General features: G+C 75.4%; 19 protein-coding genes. 7 read left to right on the plus strand and 12 right to left on the minus strand.

Going from position 1 to position 22,017, the window contains the following annotated elements; translation table 11 throughout:
* Positions 1–20: 20 nt before the first annotated feature.
* The 3 genes from ACF9IK_RS06515 to ACF9IK_RS06525 form a co-directional block, all read right to left on the minus strand.
* Positions 21–611 (minus strand): TetR/AcrR family transcriptional regulator, encoded by a 591-nt coding sequence (locus ACF9IK_RS06515; RefSeq protein ID WP_395293278.1) that lies wholly within the window; start codon positions 609–611, stop codon positions 21–23.
* 211 nt (positions 612–822) lie between these two features.
* On the minus strand, positions 823–1,941 hold the full coding sequence (locus ACF9IK_RS06520) for a PLP-dependent cysteine synthase family protein (RefSeq protein ID WP_395293279.1): 1,119 nt from the start codon (positions 1,939–1,941) through the stop codon (positions 823–825).
* A gap of 99 nt (positions 1,942–2,040) precedes the next feature.
* The gene (locus ACF9IK_RS06525; protein WP_395298484.1) at positions 2,041–3,264 is read right to left on the minus strand and encodes an ROK family protein; all 1,224 of its coding nucleotides are present in this window, start codon (positions 3,262–3,264) and stop codon (positions 2,041–2,043) included.
* 143 nt (positions 3,265–3,407) lie between these two features.
* On the opposite strand from ACF9IK_RS06525, the gene ACF9IK_RS06530 reads away from it, so the two are divergent.
* Both ACF9IK_RS06530 and ACF9IK_RS06535 read left to right on the plus strand, forming a co-directional pair.
* A complete protein-coding gene (locus tag ACF9IK_RS06530) occupies positions 3,408–4,643 on the plus strand; it encodes an MFS transporter (RefSeq protein WP_395293280.1) in 1,236 nt (411 codons plus the stop codon).
* A 130-nt stretch (positions 4,644–4,773) separates the two neighbouring features.
* Positions 4,774–5,397, plus strand: a complete 624-nt coding sequence (locus tag ACF9IK_RS06535; RefSeq protein WP_395293281.1) for a HutD/Ves family protein — start codon at positions 4,774–4,776, stop codon at positions 5,395–5,397.
* A gap of 87 nt (positions 5,398–5,484) precedes the next feature.
* On the opposite strand, the gene ACF9IK_RS06540 is transcribed toward ACF9IK_RS06535, so the two are convergent.
* A complete protein-coding gene (locus ACF9IK_RS06540; RefSeq protein WP_395298485.1) occupies positions 5,485–6,369 on the minus strand; it encodes an esterase/lipase family protein in 885 nt (294 codons plus the stop codon).
* A gap of 201 nt (positions 6,370–6,570) precedes the next feature.
* Between ACF9IK_RS06540 and ACF9IK_RS06545 the strand changes: the two genes are divergently transcribed.
* Positions 6,571–7,848 carry a PucR family transcriptional regulator gene (locus ACF9IK_RS06545; protein ID WP_395293282.1) on the plus strand — a complete coding sequence of 426 codons (1,278 nt, stop codon included), beginning with the start codon at positions 6,571–6,573 and terminating at the stop codon, positions 7,846–7,848.
* A gap of 6 nt (positions 7,849–7,854) precedes the next feature.
* On the opposite strand, the gene ACF9IK_RS06550 is transcribed toward ACF9IK_RS06545, so the two are convergent.
* Complete coding sequence (locus ACF9IK_RS06550; protein ID WP_395293283.1) at positions 7,855–8,622, minus strand: acyltransferase; 768 nt, start codon at positions 8,620–8,622, stop codon at positions 7,855–7,857.
* A gap of 223 nt (positions 8,623–8,845) precedes the next feature.
* On the opposite strand from ACF9IK_RS06550, the gene ACF9IK_RS06555 reads away from it, so the two are divergent.
* A complete protein-coding gene (locus tag ACF9IK_RS06555; protein ID WP_395293284.1) occupies positions 8,846–9,622 on the plus strand; it encodes a maleylpyruvate isomerase N-terminal domain-containing protein in 777 nt (258 codons plus the stop codon).
* Positions 9,623–9,732: 110 nt separating this feature from the next.
* Here ACF9IK_RS06555 and ACF9IK_RS06560 read toward each other — a convergent pair whose 3' ends face one another.
* Positions 9,733–10,506, minus strand: a complete 774-nt coding sequence (locus tag ACF9IK_RS06560; RefSeq protein ID WP_395293285.1) for an enoyl-CoA hydratase family protein — start codon at positions 10,504–10,506, stop codon at positions 9,733–9,735.
* 289 nt (positions 10,507–10,795) lie between these two features.
* Between ACF9IK_RS06560 and ACF9IK_RS06565 the strand changes: the two genes are divergently transcribed.
* Positions 10,796–11,227, plus strand: coding sequence for a RidA family protein (locus ACF9IK_RS06565; protein ID WP_395293286.1), 432 nt, complete (start codon positions 10,796–10,798; stop codon positions 11,225–11,227).
* 60 nt (positions 11,228–11,287) lie between these two features.
* Here ACF9IK_RS06565 and ACF9IK_RS06570 read toward each other — a convergent pair whose 3' ends face one another.
* Entirely contained in the window at positions 11,288–12,661 is a 1,374-nt protein-coding gene (locus tag ACF9IK_RS06570; RefSeq protein ID WP_395293287.1) for an MFS transporter, read from the minus strand.
* A 109-nt stretch (positions 12,662–12,770) separates the two neighbouring features.
* Here ACF9IK_RS06570 and ACF9IK_RS06575 point away from each other — a divergent pair, with 109 nt between their 5' ends.
* Positions 12,771–13,763: an ArsR/SmtB family transcription factor gene (locus tag ACF9IK_RS06575; protein ID WP_395293288.1), complete on the plus strand. Its 993-nt coding sequence runs from the start codon at positions 12,771–12,773 to the stop codon at positions 13,761–13,763.
* A 118-nt stretch (positions 13,764–13,881) separates the two neighbouring features.
* Here the strand turns inward: ACF9IK_RS06575 and ACF9IK_RS06580 are convergent, their stop codons facing one another.
* Entirely contained in the window at positions 13,882–15,159 is a 1,278-nt protein-coding gene (locus ACF9IK_RS06580) for a geranylgeranyl reductase family protein (protein ID WP_395293289.1), read from the minus strand.
* Between the two features lie 170 nt (positions 15,160–15,329).
* Here ACF9IK_RS06580 and ACF9IK_RS06585 point away from each other — a divergent pair, with 170 nt between their 5' ends.
* Complete coding sequence (locus ACF9IK_RS06585; RefSeq protein WP_395293290.1) at positions 15,330–16,697, plus strand: dipeptidase; 1,368 nt, start codon at positions 15,330–15,332, stop codon at positions 16,695–16,697.
* Positions 16,698–16,798: 101 nt separating this feature from the next.
* Here the strand turns inward: ACF9IK_RS06585 and ACF9IK_RS06590 are convergent, their stop codons facing one another.
* The 4 genes from ACF9IK_RS06590 to ACF9IK_RS06605 all read right to left on the minus strand — a co-directional run bounded on the left by ACF9IK_RS06590 (position 16,799) and on the right by ACF9IK_RS06605 (position 21,960).
* Positions 16,799–17,656, minus strand: coding sequence for a DUF4184 family protein (locus ACF9IK_RS06590; RefSeq protein WP_395293291.1), 858 nt, complete (start codon positions 17,654–17,656; stop codon positions 16,799–16,801).
* Between the two features lie 127 nt (positions 17,657–17,783).
* Complete coding sequence (locus tag ACF9IK_RS06595; RefSeq protein WP_395293292.1) at positions 17,784–18,851, minus strand: NUDIX hydrolase; 1,068 nt, start codon at positions 18,849–18,851, stop codon at positions 17,784–17,786.
* A gap of 397 nt (positions 18,852–19,248) precedes the next feature.
* Positions 19,249–20,289, minus strand: a complete 1,041-nt coding sequence (locus ACF9IK_RS06600) for a C40 family peptidase (RefSeq protein ID WP_395293293.1) — start codon at positions 20,287–20,289, stop codon at positions 19,249–19,251.
* 252 nt (positions 20,290–20,541) lie between these two features.
* Positions 20,542–21,960 carry an acyl-CoA synthetase gene (locus ACF9IK_RS06605; RefSeq protein ID WP_395293294.1) on the minus strand — a complete coding sequence of 473 codons (1,419 nt, stop codon included), beginning with the start codon at positions 21,958–21,960 and terminating at the stop codon, positions 20,542–20,544.
* Positions 21,961–22,017: the final 57 nt, after the last annotated feature.

The following is a 22,017-nucleotide window of genomic DNA, read 5'->3' on the forward strand; positions in this document are numbered from 1 at the left end:
TCGGTCCTCGTCAGTCCTCGTCAGTCCTCGTCGGTCGCACCGCCGAGCATCCGCTCGACCAGCAGTTCCAGTCGGCGCTCCGCGAAGTCCGGGCGCAGCCGGCCGCCCCGGTCCAGGGTGGCGAGGCCGTGCAGGGCCGACCAGACCACCTCGGTGAAGGGCTCCGGGTCCTCGCCGCCGGCCACCTCGGCGATCGGCCCGGCGAGGGCCGCGAACGCCTCCTTGAGCGCGGCCGGCGAGTCCGGGCGGCCGAACGGCAGCTCGGAGGCCATGGTGAACATGGCGTCGTAGAGCGCCGGGTTGGCGGCCCCGAAGGCGAGGTAGGCGCCGGCGACCGCGGTGAAGGCCGCGACCGGCCCGTCCGCCTTCCGCGCGGCGTCCCGCAGCTGCTCGGCGAGCTCCGCGAAGCCCTCCAGGGCGACGGCGGCCACGATCGCGTCCTTGTTGGCGAAGTGGCTGTACAGCACGGGCTGGCTGTACTCGATCCGCTCGGCGAGCCGGCGGGTCGTCACCGCCTCCCAGCCTTCGGTCTCGGCCAGTCCGCGGGCGATTCGGATGATCAGCTGATGCCGCTCGGCGCGTTCGCGCTCGCGGCGCTCCTGGATTGACATGACAGGGACTCTAGCAGCGCTAGACCAGGGAGCGCCGAACGAGCCGACTTCGCTTCAGTTCCCGGTGGCGCCGGAAATCCTTGCGACCCCGAGCCTCCGGGCCGCCCGCCCGCACCCACGACGGGGGTGTGCCATGTCCGACGCCACCGTCACGGTCAGCGGCGTCACCGCCGGACCGCCCCCGAGCGGCCCCACTCACCCCGACCCGCCCTCACCCCGTCCAGGCCCCGCCGGCCAGGAAGGACTCCAGCCGGTTCCGGTGCGGCGCGATGTCGATCCGCTCACCGGCCAGCCAGTCGTCCGAGTAGTACTTGTCGAGGTAGCGGTCACCCGGGTCGCAGATCAGGGTGACCACGCTGCCGCGCTCCCCCGCCTCCCGCATCTGGGCGACGATCCGCAGTGCGCTCCACAGCCCGGTCCCGGTCGAGGCGCCGGCCTTCTTGCCGAGCACCTGCTCCAGCACCCGCACGGCGGCGATGGAGGCGGCGTCCGGGACCTTCATCATCCGGTCGACCGCCCCGGGCACGAAGCTCGGCTCCATCCGGGGCCGGCCGATCCCCTCGATCCGCGAACCGCTGTCGCAGACGGCGTCCGGGTCGTGGCGGACCCAGCCGTCGAAGAAGCAGGAGTTCTCCGGGTCCGCGACGCAGATCCGGGTGTCGTACTGCATGTAGTGCACGTACCTGGCGATGGTCGCCGAGGTGCCGCCCGTCCCGGCGGTCGCGACGATCCAGGTCGGCTCGGGGTGCGGCTCCAGGCGCAGCTGGGCGAAGACCGACTCGGCGATGTTGTTGTTGCCCCGCCAGTCGGTGGCCCGCTCGGCGTAGGTGAACTGGTCCATGTAGTGCCCGCCGGTCTCCTCGGCGAGCCGGGCCGAGGCCGCGTACACCTCGTCGGAGCGCTCCACGAGGTGGCACTCGCCGCCGTGGAACTGGATCAGGTCGATCTTGGCCTGGCTGGTGGACTTGGCCATGACCGCGATGAACGGCACGCCGATGAGCTGCGCGAAGTAGGCCTCGGAGACGGCGGTCGAGCCGCTGGAGGCCTCGATCACCGGCTTGCCGGGCCGGATCCAGCCGTTGCAGAGCCCGTAGAGGAAGAGCGAGCGGGCCAGCCGGTGCTTGAGCGAGCCGGTGGGGTGGGTCGACTCGTCCTTGAGGTAGAGGTCGATGCCCCACTCGGCGGGGAGCGGGAACCGGAGCAGGTGGGTGTCGGCCGATCGGTTGGCGTCCGCCTGGACCCTGCGCACGGCGTCCTTGAGCCAGCTGCGGTACACGGGGTCGGAGCGGTCCACGTCGTCGGTCCGCTCGGCACTCAGCTGGGTGCTCATCCGTCACTCTCCTCGCTCGAACCCCCCGGTTGCTCACTACGAGTGTACGAGTGTCACGATAAGTGACCTTTTCCGGCGCCCCAGGTTCCACTTATCCCGTCAGACGGCCACCGACTGCGGATCCGCCAGGTACGGGCGCCAGGCCAGCTCCGCCGCACCGACCAGCGCGCTGTGCGCCAGCTCCGCCCCCACGATCGGCACCCGGCCGCTGCGCCCCCAGAGGCAGCGCTCGGCCACCACCGCGCGCAGCCGCTCGGGCGCGGCCTCCAGCAGGTCGAGGTGGAGGCCGCTGAGCACGACCCGGTCGGGGTTGAGGATGTTCGCGACACCGGCCAGCCCGAGGCCGAGCCGGTCGATCACGTGCTCCACGGCGGCCCGGGCCCGCTCGTCGGTGGCGGCGGCGCGGCAGAGCTCGCGGGCCTGGTCCAGCAGCGGACGCCCGGGGTCGGGGGTGAGCCCGGCGGCGGCGAACAGCGCGTCCGGGTCGGTCTCCGCGTTGAGGCAGCCCCGGTTGCCGCACTGGCAGGGGCGGCCCAGCGGGTCGACGGTCAGGTGCCCGACCTCCAGCGCGAGGCCCGCGCTGCCGGTGTGCAGCCGGCCGTCGATCACCAGCGCACCGCCGACGCCGCGGTGGCCGGAGGTGACCAGCAGCAGGTGGCGGGCACCGCGCCCGGCGCCGTGCCGGTACTCGGCGAGCGCGCCGAGGTTGGCGTCGTTGGCGATGGAGGTGGGCAGCGGGTCGAGCGCGAGCGGACCGTGGTCGGCACGGCCGACCTCGACGTCGTACAGGTCCGCGACGGGCGTGCCGCTGGGCCAGGCGAAGTGCAACGCGGCCAGGGCGGTGCCGTCCGGCTCGGTGACCGGGTTGGGCAGGGCGAGCGCGGCGCCGAGACAGCGACGGTCGGAGGCGCGGGCCAGCTCGGCGCCGGCCTGGGCGACCGCGCGCAGCATCCGGACCGGGTCGGTCGCGGCGGGCAGCGGCCGCTGCACGGGCGGTTCGAGCAAACCGCCGAGCCCGGCGAGGGCGACGCTCAGCCCGTCGACGTGGATCTGGCCGGCGATCACCACCGGGCCCTCCGGATCGACGGCCAGCCGGTGCGACGGGCGGCCCCGGCCGCCGCCGGCCGGGCGCGAGTCGACGGTGATCAGGCCGAGCGCCTCCAGCTCCGCGGTGACCGCACCGGCCGTGGCCCGGGTGACGTCCAGCGCGCGGGTGAGCGCCGAGCGGGTCGGAGCCCGGCCGGTGTGGATGAGCGCGAGCGCGGGGCCGAGCAGCGTCCGACCGCGGTCCGGCGCCGCCCTGCGCTGGGCGTCGCGCTGCACGTCGCGGTCGGCCTCGGAGGCGGGCCGGGGGCCCGACGGCCGCACGCCCGACGGCCCCGGGTTCGGCGACTGCGCGTTCGACGGCCTCGGACCTGACGGCTGCGGACTTGAAGGAGTGGGCTGCACGCTCCTATTGTTACTTTGTGCCGCTCCGAAACAAAATCCGTGTCCATGACCCCGTCAACCGACCCTCCTCCCAGTCTCGCAGCACACCCGCCGCACCCGACAATCCGTGGAGTGCGGCCCGGCTCGCCCTCACCGCCTTCTTCGCCGTCGACGGCTTCCTCTTCGCCGCCTGGGTGGTCCGCATCCCTGACGTCCGGAGCCAGGTGAGCGCCTCGCACAGCGGCCTCGGGCTCGCCCTGCTCTGCGTCTCGGCCGGCGCCGTCGCCACCATGCCCCTGGTCGGGCGGCTCTGCCTGCGGTACGGATCGCGGCCGGTCACCGTCGCCTCGCTCGCCCTGCTCAGCCTGGCCGTGCCACTGCCCGCGCACACCCACTCGGTGGCGGCACTCGGCGCGGTCCTGCTGCTCTTCGGCGCCGGGTACGGCGGGGCGAACGTCGCCATGAACAGCGCCGCGGTCGATCTGGTGGCCCGGCTGCGGCGCCCGGTGATGCCGAGCTTCCACGCCGGTTACAGCCTCGGCGGCCTGCTCGGTGCGGGCATCGGCGGCCTGCTGGCCGGCACCCTCAGCGCCTCCTGGGCGCTCGCGCTCAGCGGACTGCTGGGCGCGGCCGTCACCGCCGCCGCGGGCACCGTCCTGCTCGCCAGCCCGGAGGCGGCGCCGGCCGCCCCCACCCGCACCCCCGGCGCCGGCGGGGCGAAGGCGGCCCGCCTCCCGCACGCGCGACTGCTCGTCCTGCTGCTCGGCCTCACCGCGTTCTGCACCGCGTACGGCGAGGGCGCGATCGCCGACTGGACCACCCTGCACCTCACCGACGACGTCCACGCGAGCGCCGGCACGGCGGCGGCCGGGTACGCCGCCTACGCCTTCGCGATGACCAGCGGCCGGCTCGGCGGCACCTGGCTCTCCATCAGGCTCGGCCAGACCCGGGTGATGCTCCTCGGCGGCCTCACCGCGGCGGCCGGCATGCTGCTCGCCGCCCTGGCGCCGTCGGTGCCGTTCGCGCTGGCCGGGTTCGTGCTGGTCGGGCTCGGGCTGGCCAACATCTTCCCGCTCGCCATCGCAGGGGCCGGCGCCGCCGGCGGCCCGCAAGGCGTCGCCCTGGCCTCCACCCTCGGCTACGGCGGCATGCTGATCGGCCCGCCGGTCATCGGCTTCCTCGCCGATGCCGCCGGCCTCCCGCTCGCCCTGACCACCGTGGCCGCCGCGGCCACCGTCGCCGCGCTCGTCCCCCTGGCCGCCCGGAGCCGCTGACCTGCCCGACCGGTACCCGGGTCGGGGCGCCCACGCCGATGCCGCCGCCCGACGACCCCGACGCCCACCGCACCACCCCGCGGCCCGACCTGCGGCCCGCCACCGCGGCCCGGCGTGCGAGGATCGCGCCATGACGAGCTCCGAACGGATCCAGGTACTTCGGGCGGCCGACCGGCCGGCGACCGCGTGGCTCAACGGGGGCGGGGTGACCCGGGAGGTCGCGGGGTTCCCGGCCGGGGCCGGGGCGGCCGCCTTCGACTGGCGGGTCAGCCTCGCGGACGTGGCCTCCGCCGGGCCGTTCTCGGAGTTCACCGGCATCGACCGGGTGATCACGCTCGTCGACGGCGCGGGCATGGCCCTGACCGTCGACGGCATCGAGCACCTCGTCGACGCACCCTTCCGGCCCTTCGCCTTCTCCGGTGACGCGGCCACCGACTGCCGCCTGCTCGGCGGGCCGGTGGTCGACTTCAACGTGATGACCCGGCGCGAGCGCACCACCGCCGACCTCGGCCTGGCCACCGCTCCCCGCCTCGTCGACGTCCCGGCCGACGCCACCGCCCTGCTGGTCTGTCTCTCCGGTGCGGCCGTCCTCACCGCGGCCGACGCCACCGCCAGCGGGGGGCGCGGCAGCGGGGACAGTGGGAGCAGCACCGCCCTCACCCGCTTCGACGCCGCGCTTCTCGACGGCCCCGGCACGTTCGAGCTGCGGCCCGACGGCGTCACCGCCGTCGTCGTCTTCCGCACCGCCCACTGACCCGCGGGGCTCCCGCCCCGAACGCAGCTGCACAGGAAGTCTGCCGGGCCGACTTCCTGTGCAGCTGGTGTGCGACGCCCCCGCGGATCAGCCGCAGAGCACCGGGGTCGCGTGCGCCGGGTCGAGCGCGTTGGCGACCAGGTGCAGCGCGGTCGGCGAGAAGGCGATCGCCACGTGCTCGGCGAGCGAGATCGGGCAGCGCTCCTGGAGGACGACGTTGTCCACGTTCGGGCCGCCGAGGAACTGGCTGCGGTACGGCGTGACCACCTCGTCGTACACGGTGGAGATCACCGTGTAGCGGACGCCCGGCACGGTGTCCGGGACCGAGGCCATCTTCCGGTTGAACGCCGAGTCCACCACCTGGTCCCGGCACGCCTTGCACGCCGTGTAGATCAGCTCGGCGACCCTCGGGAAGTACGGCGCCAGGTTGGCGATGCCGTCCAGCGTGGTGCCGTGGTTGGACGGGGCCAGGCCGATCAGCTTGTCCACCTTGGCCGCGCCGCCGAGGAACTTCACGTAGTAGTTGGGCAGCATGCCGCCCTGCGAGTGACCGACCAGGTCGACCTTGGCGGCGCCCGTCGCCGCACGCACCAGGTCGACGAAGCGGCCGAGTTGGGCCGCCGACTCGTCGATCGGGCCGAGGCCCCCGATCGGCAGCAGCAGGCCGCTGCCGGATGAGGTGATCCCCGGGACCATGCCGTAGTCCAGGGCGAAGACGCAGTAGCCCCGGCTCTTCAGCAGCGGCGAGAGGGCGAGCCAGTTCTCGTACCGGTTGGCGAAGGTGCCGTGCACCAGGACCACCGGGTTGGGGTGCGCGGCGGAGGGCCGGCAGTTCCAGTCGTTGGCGCCCGGCGGCGAGGCCACCGAGTCACCGTCCGGAGGGAGTTGAGCCGACGGGGCGGACGCGGTGGGGGTCGTGTCCGCCCCGTCGGCAGCTGCGGCGGCACCGGCCGCCGGTCCGCCGGCGAGCAGCGCTCCGGCCAGCAGGGCCGAGCCGAGTGCGCCGATCAGCCTGCGCCGCACCGGTCTTGCGGAGAAGCGGAGAAGTGGGGTTCCCAACTGTTGCCTCCACAGCGGAAGTTTGTTACCAACAGGTAACCCGAGTGCCTCCATCATGCGGTCGCCCCTCCGACCCGGCCCTTGGGCGTCCCCCAGACCTGGACGGTGTTCTCTGTGACCGGTCACAATTCACCCGTTCGCGCCCCCGGTTGGCGGATCCCGGTGATCGGCGGCGTACCCGCCGACCAGCGACTGCTCGGCGCCGTACCCGAGTTGGTCGAGACGGTCATCGCGGCCCTGCTGGAGCGCGTGCCGACGTACCGCCGACTGCCCCGCGAACAGATCGCCGGTGAGCTGGCCCAGGTCACCGAGCGCCGGATCCGGGCCCTCGCCCAGGCCGTCCGCACCGGACTGCCCGCCCCCGAGGCCGAGTTCGCCGCCGTGCGGGAGGCCGCGGCCCGCCGGGCGGAGGAAGGACTGCCGCTGGACGCCGTGCTGCTCGCCCACCACCTCGGGATGGAGGTCTGCTGGGAGCTGGTCACCCGGCAGGCCGGCGACGGGGACGCCGCCGACCTGCTCGTCCTCAACCGCCTGCTGCTCCACCAGCTCCGCCAGGCCACCGCCGCGGCCGGGGCCGGCTACTTCGACGAACGGCGGCTCCCGGACCACGACCGTGGCCCCGCCCGGCGGGCCCTCCTCGCCGCCCTGCTGGACGGCGCCCCCGCCGAGGACGCGGCCCACCGCGCCGGGGGCCGGCTGCCGCCCGCCTACGCCGTCCTCCGCCTGGCCGTCGCCGCCCACCCCGACGAACGGGCTCCCGACGTCGACGCCTCGGTGGCCGGCCGGCGCAAGCTCCGCCGGCTGCGGGCCGAACTCGACCACCGCACACGGCAGTCGGTCCTCACCGACCTCTCGCCCTCCGGCGGCGTGGCGCTCGTCCCGCTGGACTGCCGGCCGGACGCCGTCCCCGCCGCCGCCTGGCGGCTCCTCGCGGACACCGTCCACCGGGCGGCACGCGCCGCGGGCGCCGCCGTCCAGGCCGGCGCGGCGGCAGCCGCGCCGGCCGCCGTGCCGGGTGCGGCCGTGCTCGCGCGGGAGGTCCTGGAGGTCGCCGAGGCCTTCGGCCGACCACCGGGGCTGCACCGCCTCGACGACGTGCTGCTGGAGTACCAGCTCAGCCGGCCCAGCGAGGCCAGATCCCGGCTCGCCTCACTGATCGAGCCGCTGGAGGACGGCGGCGAACTGCTCGTCACCCTCCGCACCCACCTCGCCGGCGGCCTCAACCGCCGCCACACGGCCCGTGCGCTCCACCTCCACCCCAACACCGTCGACTACCGGCTGCGTCGGATCGCCGTCCTCACCGGCCTCGATCCGACCCGTCCGGCCGACCTCCTGCGCATCACGGCCGCCATCGCCGCCCGCGACGCCGGCCCCGCCCCGGAACCGGCGTAGGGCCCCTCAGGCCTCCCGGGCCCCCGACTCGCCCGGGAGGCGGAGGTCCCAGCCGGCGAGCGCGCGGAGCTGCTCGGCGGTGACGCCGTCGGGGAGCGGGCTCGGCGGGTCGTTGCGGAACGGCGGCTGCCAGCCGTCCTCCTGCGTCCAACGGCGGACGATCTTCGCCGGGGCGCCCGCGACCACGCTGTGGTCGGGCACCTCGCCGCGCACCACCGAGCCGGCCGCGACCACCACGTTGCGGCCCAGCCTGGCACCGGGGAGGATCACCGCGCCGGTGCCGATCCAGCTGCCCGCGCCGATCTCCACCGGCTCGTTGCGCGGCCACTGCTTGCCGATCGGCAGGTCGGTGGCGCGGTACTCGTGGGCCTGGTCGGATATGTAGACGCCGGGGCCGGTCCACACGTCGTCGCCGAGCACGATGGACTGGTGGCCGACGATGTGACTGTCCCGGCCGATCACACAACCGCCGCCGATCCGCACGATCGGCTCGGGCCCGAGGTCGAGGCCGGGCAGGAAGCCCGCGCTGATGGTGACGCGCTCACCGATGATCGAGAACGGGCCGACGGTGATCCACTGCTCGTTGAAGACCGCACCGAGCGGGAACGTCAGCTTCGTCCCGGCGCCCAGCTCACCGAACCGGTACGGACCGGGGTTCTCGCTGGAGACCGCACCGGCCCGCTGCACCCACTGCCAGCCCCGGTGGACGAGGCGGCCGGCGGCTCGGCGGCCGCCGGTCCGGACGGCGCAGTACAGGGAACGCGTGATCGACATGCGGCCACGCTACCGGGCACCGCACCACCGCCGGCCGGGAGGCGGCCAACATCACATCCGTGCCGCGGCCGGCGCCCGTGGCCACCGAGCGCGGGTCCCCGCCCGGCCTCGCCGTCCGGGCACCTGCCGGAGCTCGCCGACCGGCCACCCATCCGTCCGACCGCCCGTCCGCCCGTCCGATCACCGCGACCGATCACCGCTCGAACTGCCAGACTCCTCGATCATGGACATCATCGAGCACATCGACGCGCTGCGCCGTGAGGGCGCACTCCTCGCCGAGGCCGCCGCCCGCACCGACCCCGGCGCCCCGGTCCCGACCTGCCCCGACTGGCGCCTGCGCGACCTCGTGCTGCACACGGGTCAGGTGCACCGCTGGGCCACCGCCCACGTGCGGGAGGGCCACCGGCAGCCGCTCAACGCCGACGGCGAGCGTGCCGCCTGGGGGCCGGAGCCGTCGGACGGCGAGCTGGTTGACTGGTTCCGCGCGGGCCACACCACGCTGGTCGAGGCACTCGCCGCGGCGCCGGCCGATCTCGACTGCTGGAGCTTCCTGCCGGCGCCGAGCCCGCTGGCGTTCTGGGCCCGGCGCCAGGCGCACGAGACGGCCGTGCACCGTTTCGACGCCGACGCGGCCGCCGGATCGGCCGGACCGGAGACGGCCACCGACCTGGCGCTGGACGGGATCGCCGAGCTGCTGCAGGGGTTCATGGGCCGTACCCGGGCCCGGGTGCGCAGCGAGAAGCCGCGGACGGTGCTCGTCCGGCCCACCGACGGCGCGGTCTCCTGGCTGCTGACCATCAGCCCGGAGCCGCTCACCGTCACCACCTCCGACCGGCCCGGGCAGGCGGACGGCACCGGCGCACCGGCCGACCTCACCCTGGCCGGCCGGGCCCGCGACCTCTACCTGCTGCTCTGGAACCGGCTGCCGGCCGCGCAGGTCGAGCGGACCGGCGACGAGTCGCTGCTCGACCTGTGGCGCGAGACGGCCGTGGTCGGCTGAAGCCGGCCGTCCCACCGGGGCACACTCACCGTGCCCGGGCGTGCCACCACTCCCGGGCACGGCCCGGCCCGCGCCACGGCGGCTCAGCACGCGGGACCGGTACCCCGCCCTCAGCGCACCCAGGCCGCCGGGCGCTTCTCCAGGAAGGAGCGCATGCCCTCCTGGGCCTCGTCCGATCCGAAGAGCCGGGCGGAGAGCGCGACCAGTTCGTCGGCGTCCCGCTCGAAGGAGCGCACGACCTCGGCGTTGGCGAGCCGCTTGGACTGCGCGAGGCCCTGGGGCGACCCGAGTCGCAGGGCGTCCAGCAGGCCCTTGAGCGCGGTGGCGGTGGACTCCGCGGAGTCGCTCGCCTCCGTGACGAGGCCGATCCGCGCGGCTTCGGCGGCGTCGAAGACCTCGCCGGTCAGGTAGTAGCGCGAGGCGGCGCGCGGCTCCAGCTTGGGGCGCAACGGCAGCGAGATGACGGCGGGCGCGAGGCCGAGCCGGACCTCGGTGAACGCGAAGGTGGCGGCCGGACCGGCCAGGGCGAGGTCGGCCGCGCCGACCAGGCCGAGGCCGCCCGCCCGGACGTGCCCGTCGATCACCGCGATGACCGGCTTCGTGCACTCGACGATCGCGCGCTGGAGGTCCACCAGGCCGCGCGGGCCGACGGTCGGGTCCGCCCCGGTCGCCTCGGAGAGGTCCGCGCCCGCGCAGAACACCTTGCCGGCGTGGCCGAGCACCACGGCGCGGACCTCGGGGTCCGCCGCTGCGGCGGCCAGGCCGGCGGTGAGCTCGGCCATCAGCCGGGTCGACAGCGCGTTCCGGTTGTGCGGCGAGTCGAGGGTGAGGGTGGTGACGGCGTCGGCGGTGCTGACGTGGACGAGGGGCACTTCGCGGGTCATCGGTGCGGGCCTGCTTTCCGGCTGAGGGTGGGTCGGACTGCGGCGGCGCGTCTGCTCGGACGGCGCCCGGACGACTCTGGCATGCCCACCCTCCGCTCGGCCAGAGCCACCCGTGGGGAATCCGCACACCGGCCCGGCGGAAGGGCGTGGTGGGCCGCGCCGGGGGAACGGCGGTGCTGCCGCGCGTCGGCCTCGGTGGTCGGCTGACCCCGCGGGCCGCGCGGGCCCGGCCGGGCCGGAGCCGAAAAGCCGGTGGTGCGCCGATCGTCCATCAGCAACGATGAGGCCCATGACTTCCGACTCCCCGCACCCCGTCTCCCGGCACCTCGCCCACATCGCCGAGCCACCCGGGGTCGCCCCCGGCACCGGCTACACCCAGGTCGTCAGCGGGACCGGCCGCCTGGTGGTCGTCTCCGGCCAGGTCGCCTTCGACGAGCAGCGGCAGCTGGTCGGGGCCGGCGACCCCAAGGCCCAGGCACTCCAGGTCTTCGAGAACCTGCGCCGCTGCCTGGCCGCCGCCGGGGCCGGCTTCGGGGACGTCGTCAAGCTCACCTACTTCCTCACCGACATCGGGCACCTGCCTGCCGTCCGCGAGGCCCGGAACCAGTACTTCGGCGACACGCCGCTCCCGGCCAGTTCGGCGATGCAGGTCGCCGCGCTGTTCCTGCCCGAGGTGCTGATCGAGGTCGAGGCGCTCGCCCTGGTCGACGACCAGGCGTAGCCGCGTCCGGCGGCCCGTCCGGTGGGCCCGACCACGGCACCCCGGATCCGCCCGTCAGGCTCAGCGGCCCGTCGCGTCCGCGCCACGCCGTCGGGCCCACCGGACGGCGGGGCCCATGGCCAGCCCGGCCCCGGCGAGCAGCGCGCCGAGCGCGGCCCAGCCGAGCAGGCCGTAGCCGATGACGGCGGTGGAGACCACGGCCGGTCCGATCATCAGCGCGGCGGCTGTGCCCGCGTTGTAGACGCCCTGGTAGGCGCCGTGGTCGTGCTCACCGGCAAGGTCGTAGCTGAGCGCCCAGCCACCGGCCTGGGCCAGCACCTCGCCGAGGGCCTGGAGCGCCACGCCGCCGAGCACCACGACCGCCGCGAAGGTGGCCGGCAGGCCGTGGGCGAGGGCGATGACCAGGCAGGACGCCGCCAGCATGAGCCCGGCCCGTCCGCAGACCCGGGCGGCGGTGGCCGGGTCCTCGGTGCCCCGGGTGGCCCGGACCTGCAGGGCGATCACCAGCACGGTGTTGACGATCAGGGAGGCGGCCACGGTGATCCGGGGGGCGTCGGTCTGCTGGACGACCCAGAGCGGCAGGCCGACCTCCAGCACCGCGAACTGCAGGCAGAGCAGCGCGTTCAGCACCGTCACGAGGAGGAACGGCGCATCCCGCAGCGCCGGGTTGCGCCGCCGCTCCCCCGCCGTACGTCCCGCAGCATCCGCGGTCCCGGCCCCGCTCCCGCCGGCGCCTCCGTCCGCGGCACCACCTGCGCCCCGCCGCCGCACCCCGGGCACCGGCAACCGCTGGAACAGCACCGCGACCGCCAGGTAGGAGGCGGCGTCGGCCAGGATCGCAGCCAGATAGGCCCCCCGGGTGTCCGCCTGCAGCGCCAGCGCGCCGAGCGCGGTACCGAGGCAGATCCCGATGTTGGTCACCACTCGCAGGTAGGCGCGGCCCGCCACCCGCCGGTCTGCCGGCAGCACCTGGGCGTAGAGGGCGTTGCGCACGGCGGCCGAACCGCGGTCGACGGCGGCCACCACGCAGGCCAGCGGCAGGAAGGCCGCGTAGCTGTGCACCAGCGCGTAGCCCGCGGTGCCGAGCGCGTTCACCGTCACCAGCACGACCAGGACCGGGCGGGCGCCCCACCGGTCGGCGGCCAGGCCGGCCGGCACGCTGGCGGCGACCCCGCAGAGGCCGGCGGCGGTGAGCCCGAGGCCGAGCTGGGCGGCGGTGAGCCCGAGGACGCGGGTGAAGAAGAGCACCCCGACGGAGAGCGAGAGCCCGCTGCCGATGGTGTTGACGAGGGTGATCGCGGCGAGCCGGCGCACCGTCGGGTCGGGGTGGAGCAGCCGGCCGGTCCGGCCCGTTCCGGGCGCGCCGGTTGCAGGACGGCCGGGCTCGGGCAGGCCGGAGGTGGCTGCGGAGGTCTCCGCCGATGGGGTGGTCATGCCTCGATCCCACCCCCAGCCCCCGGCCGATCAATACTGATTTAGGCTCTGCCTGAAACCACGGGCAGAGCGGCCAGCCGGAACGGCGGCCGGGGAGGGAGCGCCGTCCGTGCACCGGTTCCGTCTCGGCCTGGCCGATCTCGCGACCACCTGGTTCGCCTGTTCGCCGATCCAGGAGGCGACGCTCAGCCTGCGGATGTGGACCCACCCGGGCCACTACGCGCTGCAGACCCCCGCCTTCGAGCGGCTGCGGCCGGCCTTCGAGCGGCTGGACACCGTACTGCTGCGCTCGCTGGTCTCCGAGGTCCGCTGGATCCCGGACTTCCTGACGCCCCGTCCCACCGGCCCCGCCCCCGACTTCCGCTCCGAGCTGGCGGCGGTCCGGGCCCTGCCCCCCGAGCGGCTGCGCCCGGAGCTGGAGCAGACCTTCCGACCGCACGGGCAGCCGCTGCCTCCCCCGCTGACAGCCGGGCTGGCCGATCCGACGCGGCTGCTGGCCCGGATCGCGGACGCTCTGGAGGAGTACTGGGAGGTCTGCCTGGCGCCGGCCTGGTGGCCGCAGGCCCGGGCGGTACTGGAGGCCGACCTGGTCTACCGGGCACGGGTGCTGGCCCAGCACGGCGCAGCGGCGCTCTTCGCCGACCTGTGTCACCGGCTGCGCTGGGAGGACGGGGTGCTGTCGATCGACCGCCGCTGGACGGCGCAGGACCGCGACATCACCGTGGACGGCCGCGGGCTCGTGCTGACCCCGACCTTCTTCGCCCACGGTGTGGTCACGATGATCGGCAACGACCGGGCACCGCAGCTCAGTTACCCGGCGCGGGGCCAGGCCGCCATGGCCGGCCCGCCGGCGCCGGTGACCGTCCGGGCACTGGAGCTGCTGATCGGCGCGCCGAAGGCCCGGCTGCTGGCGCTGCTGGCCGAACCGGCCTCGACCACGGATCTGGCCTACCGGCTGGGCGTCACCCCGGGCGCCGTCAGCCAGCACCTGGCCGTGCTGCACCGGACCGGCCTGGTCACCCGGGCGCGGAACGGCCGCTCGGTGCTGTACAGCCGCAGCCCGCTCGGCGACGAGCTGACCGGCGGCCCACGCCGGCCCTGACCGGCCGGTCGGCGGCGTGGGCGGTGCGCAGCGGGCCCCCCCGGGTCCGCCACCCCGGGGGACCGGTCCGGAGCCCGCCCCGGGAGCCGAACCCGAATCCCGGAGCCGGCCCCGACCGCTACCGCGAGGCGAGCGAGGCCAGCCGGCGCGCCGACCGGTACTGCCGCAGCACCTGGGCGAAGGTGGTGTGCCCCTGGGTGGTCCGGGCGAAGGCCCGCCAGGCCGGCTTCACCAGACACACCGCCGCGTGGAAGAGGTACGGCCGGCGCTCGAAGGCGGCCAGCATCCGCTTGCCCGCCCGCATCTCCACGCCCAGCCCGGCCTTGATCGCGAACGCGTAGTTCAGCGCCTCGCGCCGCACCTCGGCGGCCGTCCCCGCCTCGGCCACCTTGACCGCCCACTCCCCGGCCAGCCGGCCCGAGCGCAGCGCGTACGAGATGCCCTCGCGGGTCCACGGCTCCAGCAGGCCGGCCGCGTCTCCTGCCACCAGCACCCGGCCGCGCGAGAGCGGCGAGTCCTCGGCCCGGCAGCGGGTCAGGTGCCCGGACTCCACACTCGGCTCGAAGCCCGCCAGGCCGAGCCGGCGGATGTAGTCGGCCAGGTACCGCTTGGTCCGCTCGCCGTCGCCGCGGGCCGAGATCACCCCGACGGTCAGGCTGGCGGACTCGGTCTTCGGGAACACCCAACCGTAGCTGCCCGGCAGCGGGCCCCAGTCGAGGTGGATCCGGCCGGCCCAGTCGGCGGCGACGGAGGGCGGGACGGGGATCTCGGCCTCCAGGCCCAGGTCGATCTGGTCGAAGGAGACGCCGACGTGCCGGCCGATCCGACTGGCGCTTCCGTCCGCACCGACGACCGCCCGCGCCTCGAAGCTGCGCCCGTCGGAGGCGGTGACCAGGGCCGTGCGGTGCTCGCCGCCGCGCTGCTCCACCCCGGTGACGGTCACTCCGGTGACCAGGACCGCGCCCGCCTGCTTCGCCGCCTGGACCAGGCGCAGGTCGAACTCGTCACGGTTGACCAGACCGAACAGCATCCGGTCGGAGCGCCGCGTCCGGGTGAACCGGCCGCCGTACGCGAAGGTGACGGCGTACACCCGGTCCTGCAGCGGCAGCTTGAAGTCCGGCGGCAGGCTGTCCCGCGAGGGGCCGATGATGCCGCCGCCGCAGGTCTTGTAACGGGGGTGCTCGGCCTTGTCGAGCAGCAGCACGCGGCGGCCCTGGACCGCGGCCGCGTGCGCGGCCGACGCCCCGGCCGGTCCGGCGCCGACCACGACCACGTCCCAGACACCGTCGAGGTGGTCGGGCCCGGCCGCCGGCTGGTCGGGCTGCGGCTCGGACGGCTGTCCGGACGCCGCGGCGTCGAGCGGGCTACGGGAATCGGAGCTTCCGGAGTCAGTCACGTCGAGCAATCCTATGCGGCCCGGTGATCCACTGTCCGCCACGGCGCCCCGAACATCCGGTCGATCCCGGCGACCGTCCGTTCGTCTACGCCTATGATCGGTGCGTCCCCCGTCAACGTGTCCGCCCGGACGACCCTCCCGGCCGGACCTCCCCTCCCGGAGCAAGCCCGATGCCGCAGCAGCCCCTGGCCGACGCCGTCCGGTCCCTGATGGACCGTGCCCGCACCGACCTCGCCGAGCTGGTCGCCTTCCCCTCGGTGGCCGACCCGCGCCAGTTCCCGGTCGAGGAGTGCCGCAAGGCCGCCGAGTGGGTGGCCGACGCGTTCGCCGCCGAGGGCCTGACGAACGTGCAGCTGCTGGACACCCCCGACGGCACCCAGTCCGTCTACGCCGAGCTGCCCGGCCCGGCCGGCGCGCCGACCGTGCTCCTCTACTCCCACTACGACGTCCAGCCCCCGCTCGACGAGAGCGCCTGGCTGAGCCCCGCGTTCGAGCTGACCGAGCGGGACGGGCGCTGGTACGGCCGCGGCGCCGCCGACTGCAAGGGCAACATCCTGATGCACCTGACGGCCCTTCGGGCGCTGCGCCAGGTCCACGGGGACGGCTACCCGGTCGGGCTGAAGATCATCGTCGAGGGCTCCGAGGAGCAGGGCACCGGCGGCCTGGAGCGCTACGCCGAGGCCCACCCGCAGCTGCTCGCCGCCGACGCCATCGTGATCGGCGACACCGGCAACTTCGCCCCCGGCCTGCCCACCGTCACCGCCTCGCTGCGCGGCATGACCGTGGTCGAGGTGTCGATCACCACGCTCGCCGGCAACCTGCACTCGGGCGCCTTCGGCGGCGCCGCCCCGGACGCCCTGCAGGCGATGGTGAAGGTGCTGGCCTCGCTGCACGACGAGCACGGCGACGTCGCCGTCGCCGGTCTGACCAGTGACCAGACCTGGTCCGGCGTGGAGTACGCCGACGAGCAGTTCCGCGCCGACGCCAAGGTGCTCGACGGCGTCGGGCTGACCGGCACCGGCACCGTCGCCGACCGGCTCTGGGCCCGCCCGTCCGTCACCGTCCTCGGCATCGACGCCCCGCCGGTGATCGGCGCCACCTCCTCCGTGCAGTCCTCCGCCAAGGCGCTGGTCAGCCTGCGGGTTCCGCCGGGCACCGACACCGCCGCCGCGCAGGACGCGCTGGTCGCCCACCTGGAGGCCCAGGTGCCGTTCGGCGCGCAGGTCCGGATCGAGCGCCAGGGCAACGGCGCGCCGTTCAGCGCGGACACCTCCGGCCCGGCATACGAGGCGATGGGCACGGCCATGGCCGAGGCCTTCGGCACGCCGATGGTCGCCTCCGGCGAGGGCGGCTCGATCCCGCTCTGCAACACCCTGCAGACGCTCTACCCGCAGGCCGAGATCGTGCTGATCGGCGTCGAGGAGCCGACCACCCAGATCCACGCCGTCAACGAGAGCGTCGACCCGCTGGAGCTGGAGCGGATGGCGCTCACCGAGGCGCTCTTCCTCCGCCGCTACGCCGAGATCCACTCGGCCTGACGCAGCGCCCGGGGAGTCCGACGCCGGTCCCGCCCGGGTGGGGGCTCCGCCCGCCGCCACCCGGCCGGGGTGCCGCCCGGGGCACAGCCCCGGGCGCCGGCTCAGACCCCGGCCCGCTCGACCGCCCTCTCCCGGCCGGCGGCCTGGCAGGGCCGCGGCCGGTGCCGCCGGGCCAGCCGGACCGCCGCCGCGTGCACCAGCGCGTACCCGGCCGCGCCGACCGCCAGGCCGGCCCCGGCCCCGAAGCAGAACTCCGGGATCAGGTTCCGCCGCAGCGGCACGAGCCGGTGGACCACCCCGGCCGCCGTGGCCGCGCCCAGCGCCGCCACGGCGGCCCGCCGCACCCCGCTGGGCAGCGCCACCGCGGGCCGTACCGGCTCCACCTCCCGGGCCGCGCGCGAGGCCCACCCGGCCAGGGCGGCCAGCGCCAGCGCCGACGTCCCGTACTGCAGCACCGTGTACAGCGGCAGCCCGGCGACCTTCCGCTCCAACACCGGCACCAGGGCGACGCCGAACCGGCCCTCGTGGGTGAAGGCGTCCCAGCCGACGTGGGTGGCCGCGCCCACCGCCGCCGAGGCGGTGAACCAGGCGGCCGCCGCGCCGGTCCCGGAACCACCGCCCGGCCGGCCCGCCCCCGCGCCACCGGGCCGGCGGGCCGTCAGCGCCTCGGCGGCGCCCGCCCACCGCTCCGGCAGCAGGCCGACCAGCGGTCCGCGCAGCAGCCCGTGCCACCCCGCGACCAGCGCCCCGGCGATCGCCACGTCCACCGTCGGCACCGCCCACCAACGGTGGGTCAGCCCGCCCTGCTCGTAGACCCCGGGCAGCAGTGACTCCGCGAAGAACGGGACGTCCGGCGCCATCGAGCCGGCGACCAGCGCCGAGGCGACCAGCGGCCCGCGCCGGCCGGCCGCACGCAGCAGGGGCAGGACGGCGGCCGGGTGGCTCAGTGTGAAAGGCATGCCCTCATCCTGCCGCCCCTGCCCGGCCGCCGCCGCACCGCCCGCCCCGTCACACCGGCACCCGCCGCGCCGGGCGACCGCTCGCGCCGCCCGCTCCGCCACATCGACCACCCCACCGCATCGACCGCTACGCCGCGTCGACCACGCGCGCCAGTCCCAGCGCCGCCCGCCGGCCGGCCTCCAGGTAGCGCAGCTCGCCGCTGCGCCGGGCGTCCAGCGCGGCGGCGAGCCGGCGGTAGCGCCCCGGCGGCAGCAGGCCTGCGGCCTCCTCCAGGCTGACGAAGCGCCAGCCGCGCAGCTCCTCCTGCTGGAGCAGCAGGTTCTGGCGGGCCGCGGCGTCCAGCAGGCCGCCGTCGTAGACCAGCCGCAGGCCGCCGCGGCGCGGGCCGGTGCGCGGCTCCCAGTCGACGGCGAGCAGGCGCAGGGCGGCCGGATCGAGCCGCAGGCCGAGCTCCTCGGCGGTCTCCCGCAGGGCCGCGTCGGTCGGTGCCTCGCCCCGCTCGACCACGCCGCCGGGGAACTCCCAGTCCGGCTTGTAGACCGGGTCGACGAGCAGCACCCGGTCCTGCTCGTCGAAGAGGAGCACCGCCGAGGCCACGGTGTCCCCGGTCGGGTCGGGGGTCTGCACGATGGGACAGCGGGCCGAGCCGTCCCGAACGAGCTGTGCGAGCCGGGCGGCGGTCTCGCCCGGGGTCAGCGCGCTGGTGTCGACCAGCCGGGCGTCCCGGCCGAGCCAGCGCCGGGCGGCCCGGTAGCGGGGGACGTGCTCCAGGCACCACTCGCGGACGCGCGCGCTGCGCTCCGGATCGCCCGGGCACTCCTCGCGCCGGGCGATCCGCTCCCGCAGGATCGTTTCTTCAGGGTCCAGGACGAGGTGGTGCACGGTGATCCCGTTCGAGGCGAGCGCACCGAAGATCTCGTCCCGGTAGTCCTCGCGGAGCAACGTCATCGGGACGACCAGCGGGCCCGGCACCTCGCCGAGCAGGGCGGCCGCCGTCTCGGGGACGAGCCGGCGCCAGGCCGGCAGGTCCTGGAAGTCGGACACCGCCGCCATCCGGTCGGCCGGGAGCATTCCTCTCAGCCCGAACCCGACCACCTCCGGGTCGAACAGCATGCTCCCGGGCAGCAGCTCGACCAGTTCCCGGCAGGCGCTCGTCTTGCCCGCGCCGAACGTGCCATTGACCCAGACGATCACAGTGTCCCCTGCCCCTCGACCTCCCCCGGTGCCGTTCGCACCGGGCGGGCGCCCCCGTCAGCCAGCGCCACCCGAGGTGGTACCCCCGCCGCGCCGGTCCCCATGCCTCCGATCCGTTCCGGCCGGACGAACCGTAGTGCGCTCCTTGACAGCGGCATGTGCCCAGGCCAGAGGCCCTACCGGTGCACCCGCGCGCCCGCGTGACCGCCGGTTCACGCGCCCTCGGAAACCGGCGTCCGAGCCCTCTGTGCGCGCCCTGTCCACACCCCACGCGCCCCCTCCGTACCCGACCTCCTCGTCCGGGCCGACCTCCTCCTTGCACCCCCGGACGCCCCCGGGCCGGGCGGGAGGCGATGCCTCTCGCCCGGCCCGGGGCAGCGCCACCCGTGCGCAGCCCTCAGGGCCGGCCCATGTGGGTGGGGTAGTAGCCACTGCTGATGCCCGAGATCCGGATGTTGGTGCCGGGCCGGGCGGCCTCCACGTACTGGTTGCTGCCCAGGTAGATCGCCACGTGCTCGATGCCCCGGGCGGTGCCGTCGGTCGACCAGAAGAGCAGGTCGCCGCGGCGGAGCTCGCTGGCGCGGATCGGTGTGGTCGCCGCGTACTGGTCGTTCGCCACCCGCGGCAGCTCGATCCCGCCGCGCCGGAAGGCCTGCTGCACCAGGCCGGAGCAGTCGTAGCCGTCGGGGCCGTTGCCGGCGGTCCGGAACGGCTTGCCGAGCTGTGCCAGCGCGAACTGCACCGCCGTCTCGACGTCCCCGTCGGCTGCCGGCGCGGCGGAGTCCGCCGAGGCCGAGCCCGAGGAACCCGACGAGGACGAGGAGGATCCGCCACCGGTCCGGTCCAGGTAGATGTCGTAGTGCGTGGTCCAGCGCCACTCACCCTTGCTGTTCCTGAACCAGTACCGCGAGCCGTCCCAGCCCTGCTTGATCCCGCCCGAGGACGAGGAGGCCGTCGAGGACTTGGCCGCGGAGGCCGAGCCACCGGTCCGGTCCAAGTAGATGTCGTAGTGCGTGGTCCAGCGCCACTCACCCTTGCTGTTCCTGAACCAGTACCGCGAGCCGTCCCAGCCCTGCTTGATCCCGCCCGAGGACGAGGAGGCCGTCGAGGACTTGGCCGCGGAGGCCGAGCCACCGGTCCGGTCCAAGTAGATGTCGTAGTGCGTGGTCCAGCGCCACTCACCCTTGCCGTTCTTGAACCAGTACCGCGAGCCGTCCCAGCCGGCGTGGGCGGGCGCGGCCTCGGCGGCAGCGGTGCCCACGCCGGTGCCGAGGCCGATCACGCCGGCTCCGGCCGCGACCACGGCCACCATGGCTATCCCCCGACGGATCCGCGCCGCCCGGGAGGGACGGGCGGTACGGGTCCGCCCGTCGGTGGCGGCGTGCTGCCCGGTCGGGTCGTCGGCGGCGCCCGGTGCGCCGGTGTTGACGGTCGTCATCCTGCTGTCTTCCTTTGCTGAACGGGAACCGCAGAACCGCTCCGGACGACGTGCGGCGGCTTCCGGTCCTGCGACCGGAAGCCGCGGCACTCGTCCGGCTATTCGGTTTCTGCCTGCGTGTCACGTTAGGCACGCGTCCGCTCACGGCGCGCAGTGGAGTGCGCCAATGGAAGGGTTCACGGATGGTGAGCGCCCCGACGGGCGATCAGGTGAGCTGCCGTCATCGGATGACCGCCCGTCACCCGGGTGCCGTCACCCCGCTGCCCCCGCGAGCAGTTGCTTCTTCAGCACCTTCCCCATGGCGTTCCTGGGCAGTTCGGGCACCAGCACCACCCTCCGGGGCCGCTTGTGCACCGAGAGCCGTTCCGCCACGAAGGCCGCCAGCTGCTCCCCCGTCACCGGGCCGTCCGGGATGACGTAGGCGACCACCACCTGGCCGAGGTCCTCGTCGGGCGCGCCCACGACGGCCGCGTCGGCGACCGCCGGGTGGTCGCGCAGCGCGGCCTCCACCTCGCCGGCGCCGATCCGGTAGCCGCCGCTCTTGATCAGGTCGACCGAGGCTCGGCCGACGATCCGGTGGAAGCCGTCCGGCCCGATCACCGCGACGTCGCCGGTACGGAACCAGCCGTCGGCGGTCCAGGCGTCGGCGTCGGCGTCCGGCCGGTTCAGGTAGCCGGAGAACAGCGTCGGCCCGGCGACCTGCAGCTCGCCGACGCTCTCGCCGTCGGAGGCCACCGGCCCGCCGTCCTCGCCGACCAGCCTGGTCCGCACGCCCGTCAGCGGCAGGCCGACGCTGCCCGGTCGGCGCTCGCCCTCCGCCCGGGTGGACACGGTGATCAGCGACTCGGTCATGCCGTAGCGCTCGATCGGCGCGTGGCCGGTCAGCGCGGCCAGCTTCTCGAAGACCGGCACCGGCAGCGGTGCGCTGCCGGAGACCAGCAGCCGGGCCGAGGCCAGCTGCCCGGCCGCCCCCGGATCCGCGGCCAGCCGGGACCAGACGGTCGGCACGCCGAAGAAGAGGGTGCCGCCCGAGGCCGCGTACCCGGCCGGGGTGGGCCGTCCGGTGTGGACCAGCCGGCTGCCGGTGCGCAGGGCGCCGAGCACGCCGAGCACCAGGCCGTGCACGTGGAACAGCGGCAGGCCGTGGGCCAGGGTGTCCTCGGCGGTCCACCCCCAGGCCTCGGCCAGCGCGTCGAGGTCGGCGCCCACCGCCGAACGGCGGAGCACCGCCCCCTTCGGCGCCCCGGTGGTGCCGGAGGTGTAGAGCACGAACGCGGTAGCCGCCGCATCGGGCTCGGCGTACGTGGTGTCCGACCGCTCGGCCGGGTCGACCGGCAACGCGGCGATCCCGGCGTCCTCCGGCACGGCGTCCCCGGCGGCGTGCGCGAGCAGGGCCGCGCCGGAGTCCCGCAGGATGTGCGCGCGCTCCTTCGGGCCGGAGTCGGGCGGCAGCGGCACCACCGGCACCCCCGCCAGCAGGCCGCCCACCACGGCGACGACGGTCTCCGCGGTGGGCCGGGCCAGCACCGCGAGTCCGGGCGCGCCGGCCACCCGGTCGGCCACCGCGGTCGCCGCGCCGAGCAGTTCCTCGCGGGAGAGCGCCCGCCCGTCGACGCACAGCGCGTCGCCGGAGTCCCCGTGGTCGCCCTGAAGTGCCGTCAGGAGTGTCATGCCTTCGCCCTCGCCCTCGCTCGCGGGTGTGCCGCCGGGCCTCGGCCGGCCCGGCGA

It is taken from the genome of Kitasatospora hibisci (genome assembly GCF_043950205.1).
Lineage (GTDB): Bacteria > Actinomycetota > Actinomycetes > Streptomycetales > Streptomycetaceae > Kitasatospora > Kitasatospora hibisci.